Genomic DNA, 5,839 nt, shown 5'->3' with positions numbered 1-5,839 from the left:
CATCCACTCACCCGACGACTACCGGCACCTCACCCTGATCAACACCGTGCCCTCCGTCGCCCGAGAACTCCTCGCCACCAACGCCATCCCACCGAACGCCCGCACCATGAACCTCGCCGGCGAAGCGCTCTCCCCCGAACTGGTGCGCGACCTGCACGCCCACCCGGTCATCACCACCCTGCACAACCTCTACGGCCCCAGCGAGGACACCACCTACTCCACCCACGCCACCACCGACCCGCACCACCACCGCACCCCCATCGGCCGCCCCGTCGACGGCACCCGCGCCCACGTCCTCGACACCTCGCTGCGCCCCGTCCCCGTCGGCTCGGTGGGCGAGCTGTACCTCGAAGGCCTCGGCATCACCCGCGGCTACCACGACCGACCAGCCCTCACCGCCGAGCGCTACCTGCCCAACCCCCACGGACCAGGACGCCTCTACCGCACCGGAGACCTCGCCCGCTGGCGCACCGACGGACACCTCGACTACCTCGGCCGCACCGACGACCAGGTCAAGATCCGCGGCCACCGCATCGAACCCGGCGAGATCGAAACCGTCCTCAAAGCACACCCGACCGTCACCGACGCGGTCGTCACCACCACCGGTGAGCGCCTGGTCGCCCACGTCGTCGGCCCGGTCGACCTCGACGACCTGGTGGCGCACGCGCGCACGTCGTTGCCCGACCACATGGTCCCCACCCACGTCGTCCCGCTGGACGAGCTGCCGCTGACCCCGAACGGCAAGATCGACCGCAAGGCGCTGCCCGCACCCGTGATCACCGGTGACGACCGCGTGGGGCCGCGCACGCCCGCCGAGCGGATCGTGGCGGACCTCTGGCGGGAACTGCTGGACGTGCCGTCCGCGGGCGTGCACGACAACTTCTTCTCGGTCGGCGGGCACTCCATCCTCGCCACCCGGCTGGCGCACCGGCTGACCGCGGTCCTCGGCGCCGCGATCCCGCTCCGCCTGGTCTTCGACCACCCCACCATCGCCGAACTGGCCGCCAACCTGCCTGCCCACGGGACCCTCACCCCCATCCCGACCGTGCCGCGGACCCCCGCCGAGGACGGCACGGTCACGCTGCCCGCCTCGGCGGGCCAGCAGCGCCTGTGGTTCCTCTGCCGGCTGGACCCGACGGCCAACCTCGCCTACCACATCACCGGCTCGGCCAGGATCGACGGACCGCTGGACGTGCCCGCGCTGCACGCGGCCCTGCGGGCGACCGCCCAGCGCCACGAGGCGCTGCGCACGACGCTGCGCGAGGTGGACGGCGAGGTCGTGCAGGTCGTGCACCCCACCTGGGAACCGGGCTGGACGTCCGGGGCCGTCGACCTGGAGCGCGGACCGCTGTTCCGCGCCCGCGTGCGCCGGACCGGCCCCGAGGAGCACGTGCTCGACCTCTCCGTGCACCACGCCGTCGCCGACGGGTGGTCGCTGACGGTGCTGCTGCGAGAGATCGCCGACCGGTACCGCGCGCCGGAGGCCGACGCGCCGCCCCCCGTCCAGTACGGCGACGTCGTGCGCTGGCAGCGCGGCACGGCGACCGCCGACCTCGACCACTGGGCCGACGTCCTCGCCGGGGCCGCGCCGCTCGACCTGCCCACCGACCGGCCGCGACCCGCGCACCAGACCCACAACGGCGCGGCGGTTCCCGTCGTGCTGCCCGGCGCGACCGTCGACCGGCTGGCGCGCACCACGGACACCACGGCGTTCACCGTCGTCACGACCGCGCTCACGGTGCTGCTGGCGAAGCTGGCGGGCCAGCACGACGTGACGATCGGCATCCCGGTCAGCGGACGCACCCACCCGGACACCACCGACGTCATCGGCTTCCTGGTCAACAGCCTCCCGCTCCGCCGCCGGACGACCGCGGGCACGACGCTCGCCGAGGCGCTGCGGGACACGCACGCCGACCTCGCCGAGACGCACAGCCGCAGCGACACCCCGTTCGAGCTGCTGGTCCAGCACCTGCGGCCGGAGCGCGAACGCGGTCGCAGCCCGCTGTTCCAGGTGATGCTCGCCCTCAACGTCGAGCCGCCGAACACCCTGGACATCCCCGGCCTGCGGTTCACCCGGATCGACGAGCCGCCCGCGGGCACGCAGTTCGACCTGTCCCTGCACCTGGAGCAGACCCCGAACGCCGTGTCCGGCCACCTGACCTACAACACGGACCTCTTCGACGGGTCCACCGCGCGCCTGCTGGCCGAACGCCTCTCCGGTGTCGTCGAGGTGCTGGCGACAGCTCCCGAGACGACGTTGGCGGAGCTGGACGTGCGCACCGACGCCGAACGCGCGCTCCTCACCGCGCTGGACACCGGGCACCCGGCCGGGACGCCGACCGCGTGCGTGCACGAACTGGTCGAGGCGCAGGTCGACCGCACACCCGACGCCGTGGCCGTGCGCGCCATCGACGACACCCTGACCTACCGCGAGCTGGACTCACGCGCGAACCGCCTGGCGCACCACCTGATCGGCCTCGGCACCGGACCGGGAGACCTCGTCGGTGTCTGCCTGCCCCGCACCAGCAAGCTCATCGTCACGATCCTCGGTGTGCTGAAGGCGGGCGCGGCCTACGTGCCCATCGACCCCGCCTACCCGGCCGAACGCGTCCGGTTCATCGTCGAGGACGCCAAGGCGTCCTGCGTCATCACGGAGGACAGCGTCACCCCGTCCGACGTGGACACGCGACCGGCCGCGGCGGTGCGCACGGACGACCTGGCGTACACGATCTACACCTCCGGCTCGACCGGACGCCCCAAGGGCGTGATGATCGAGCACCGCCAGACCGCCGCGATGCTGGCCTGGGCGACCAGGGTCTTCCCGCCCGAGGTGCTCGCGGAAACCCTGGCCGCGACCTCGGTGTGCTTCGACCTCTCCGTCTACGAGGTCTTCGCGCCGCTCGTGTCGGGTGGGGCCGTCACCGTGGCGCCGCACGACGCGCTGGACCTCATCCACTCCCCCGGCGACTACCGGCACCTCACCCTGATCAACACCGTGCCCTCCGTCGCCCGAGAACTCCTCGCCACCAACGCCATCCCCCCGAACGCCCGCACCATGAACCTCGCGGGCGAGGCGCTGTCCCCGGAACTCGTGCGCGACCTGCACGGCCACCCCACGATCCGGACGTTGCACAACCTCTACGGGCCCAGCGAGGACACCACCTACTCCACCCACGCCGTCACCGACCCCACCCACCACCGCACCCCCATCGGGCGGCCCGTCGACGGCACCCGCGCCCACGTGCTCGACGCGACCCTGCGCCCGGTCCCCATCGGCTCGGTGGGCGAGCTGTACCTGGAGGGCCTCGGGATCACCCGCGGCTACCACGACCGACCAGCCCTGACCGCCGAGCGCTACCTCCCCAACCCCCACGGACCAGGACGGCTGTACCGCACCGGAGACCTCGCCCGCTGGCGCACCGACGGACACCTCGACTACCTCGGCCGCACCGACAACCAGGTCAAGATCCGCGGCCACCGCGTCGAACCCGGCGAGATCGAGACGGCTCTGCGGCAGCAGGACTCCATCGCCGACGCGGTCGTCACCGTCAAGGACGACCTCCTGGTCGCCTACGTCGTCGGCACCCCCGACACCGCCGCACTCCGCACCCGCCTGCCCCACCACCTCATCCCCGACCGGGTCGTCACCCTCGACGCACTGCCGCTGACGCCCAACGGCAAGGTCGACCGCAGAGCGCTGCCCGAACCCCGGTCCGCGTCCCCGGCGACCCGTGTCCCGCCGAGCACTCCCGAGGAGCACCTGGTCGCGACGATCTGGGCGGACCTGCTGGGCCGCCAGGACCTCGGCGTGCACGAGGACTTCTTCACCGTGGGCGGCCACTCGCTGCTCGCGACCCGTCTGACGCACCGGCTCACCACCGCGCTCGGCGCCACCGTCCCGCTGCGGCTCGTCTTCGACCACCCCACCATCGCCGAACTGGCCCGCGCCCTGCCGACGGCGGCGACCGCGCCGGAGCCGGTCCCGCTGCTGACGCGCACCCCCTCCGCCGACGGGACCGTGGTGCTGCCCGCGTCGGCCGCCCAGCAGCGGCTGTGGTTCCTCTGCCGCCTCGACCCGCGGGCGAACCTGGCGTACCACATCACCGGCGCGGCGGAGATCGACGGACCGCTCGACACCGGCGTGCTGCGGGCCGCGCTGCACGCGACCGCCGGACGGCACGAGACGCTGCGCACGTCGTTGCGGGAGGTGGACGAGGAGGTCGTCCAGGTCGTGTCGCCGGACCCGGCCGTGCCGATGACCGAGGTGTCCACACCGGACTGGAGCGGGGTCGTCGCCGCGGAGTCGGCCCGACCGTTCGACCTGGCGACCGGGCCGCTGGTGCGGGCGGTCGTCGTGCGCACCGCGCCGGACAGGCACGTGCTGCTGCTCAGCCTGCACCACGTGATCTCCGACGGCTGGTCGGTCGACGTGCTGCTGCGCGAGGTCACCGACCACTACGGCAGGCTCACCACCGACCCGGCGAGCCAGGCGCCACCGCCCTCGGCGGTCCAGTACGCGGACTTCGCGGCGTGGCGGCGGGAGCCCGGCGACCTCGGCTTCTGGCGGGACCGGCTCGCGGACGCCACGGCGCTCGACCTGCCGACCGACCGGCCGCGACCCGCGCACCAGACCCACGGCGGCGCCACCGTCCCCCTGGCGCTGCCCGCGCGGGGGATCGGCGGCACCACCACGTTCACGACCCTCGCCACGGCGCTCGGCGTGCTGCTGACCAAGCTCAGCGGCCAGAGCGCGGTCACCATCGGCACGCCCACCGCGGGCCGCCACCACCCCGACTCGACGGACCTGATCGGTCTGCTGGTCAACACCCTGCCGCTGCACCTGCGCACCACGCCCACGGCCACGCTGGCCTCGACGCTGGAGGCGACCCACGCGGCCGTGCTCGACCTGCACGGCCACGAGGTCCCGTTCGAGCTGCTGGTGCGGGAGCTGGAGCCGACCCGCGACCAGAGCCGCAGCCCGCTGTTCCAGGTGATGCTGGCCGTCAACAGCACGCCGCCGACCTACCGGATGCCGGGCGTGGTCGTGCGCCCGGTGCCGGTGCCCCAGGTCGCCACGCAGTTCGACCTCGTGCTCCAGGTGGAGGAACGCCCGGACGCGGTCACCGGGTCGCTGGTCTACAACACCGACCTGTTCGACCGCTCGACCGCCGCCCTGTTCGCCGAGCGGCTGGCCGTCGTCCTGGACGCCCTGGCCACCAGCCCCGACACCACGCTGGACGACCTGGACGTGCGCACGGACGCCGAGCGCGCCCTGCTCACCGCGCTGGACACCGGGCACCCGGCCGGGACGCCGACCGCGTGCGTGCACCAACTGGTCGAGGCGCAGGTCGACCGGACACCCGACGCCGTGGCGCTGCGCTGCGCCGACTCGGTCCTCAGCTACCGCGAGCTGGACGCGCGCGCGAACCGCCTGGCGCACCACCTGATCGGCCTGGGCATCGGACCGGGAGACCTCGTCGGTGTCTGCCTGCCGCGCACCAGCGAACTGGTCGTCGCGATCCTCGGTGTGCTGAAGGCCGGCGCGGCCTACGTCCCCGTCGACCCCGCCTACCCCGCCGAACGCGTCCGGTTCATCGTCGAGGACACCAACGCGCCGCTGCTCCTCACCACCGACACCTACGCCCTGTCCGATGTGGACGACAGGCCCGAACCGACCGCACGCCCGGACGACCTCGCCTACACGATCTACACCTCCGGCTCGACCGGACGCCCCAAGGGCGTGATGATCGAACACCGCCAGACCGCCGCGATGCTCGCCTGGGCGGTTCGCGTCTTCCCCGCGAACGTCCTCGCGGAAACCCTGGCCGCCACGTCGGTG

At 73.3% G+C, this 5,839-nt stretch carries 1 protein-coding gene; it reads left to right on the top strand.

All coding sequences use genetic code 11. The features are described 5' to 3' along the window. Positions 1 to 5,839, top strand: a 5,839-nt coding sequence (locus VFZ92_RS07320) for an amino acid adenylation domain-containing protein (RefSeq protein WP_330875028.1), incomplete at both ends; no start/stop codon positions are given.

This window comes from Umezawaea sp. (assembly GCF_036375055.1).
In the GTDB taxonomy this organism is placed as follows: domain Bacteria; phylum Actinomycetota; class Actinomycetes; order Mycobacteriales; family Pseudonocardiaceae; genus Umezawaea.
This window is presented reverse-complemented; position numbering and strand designations above follow the sequence as displayed.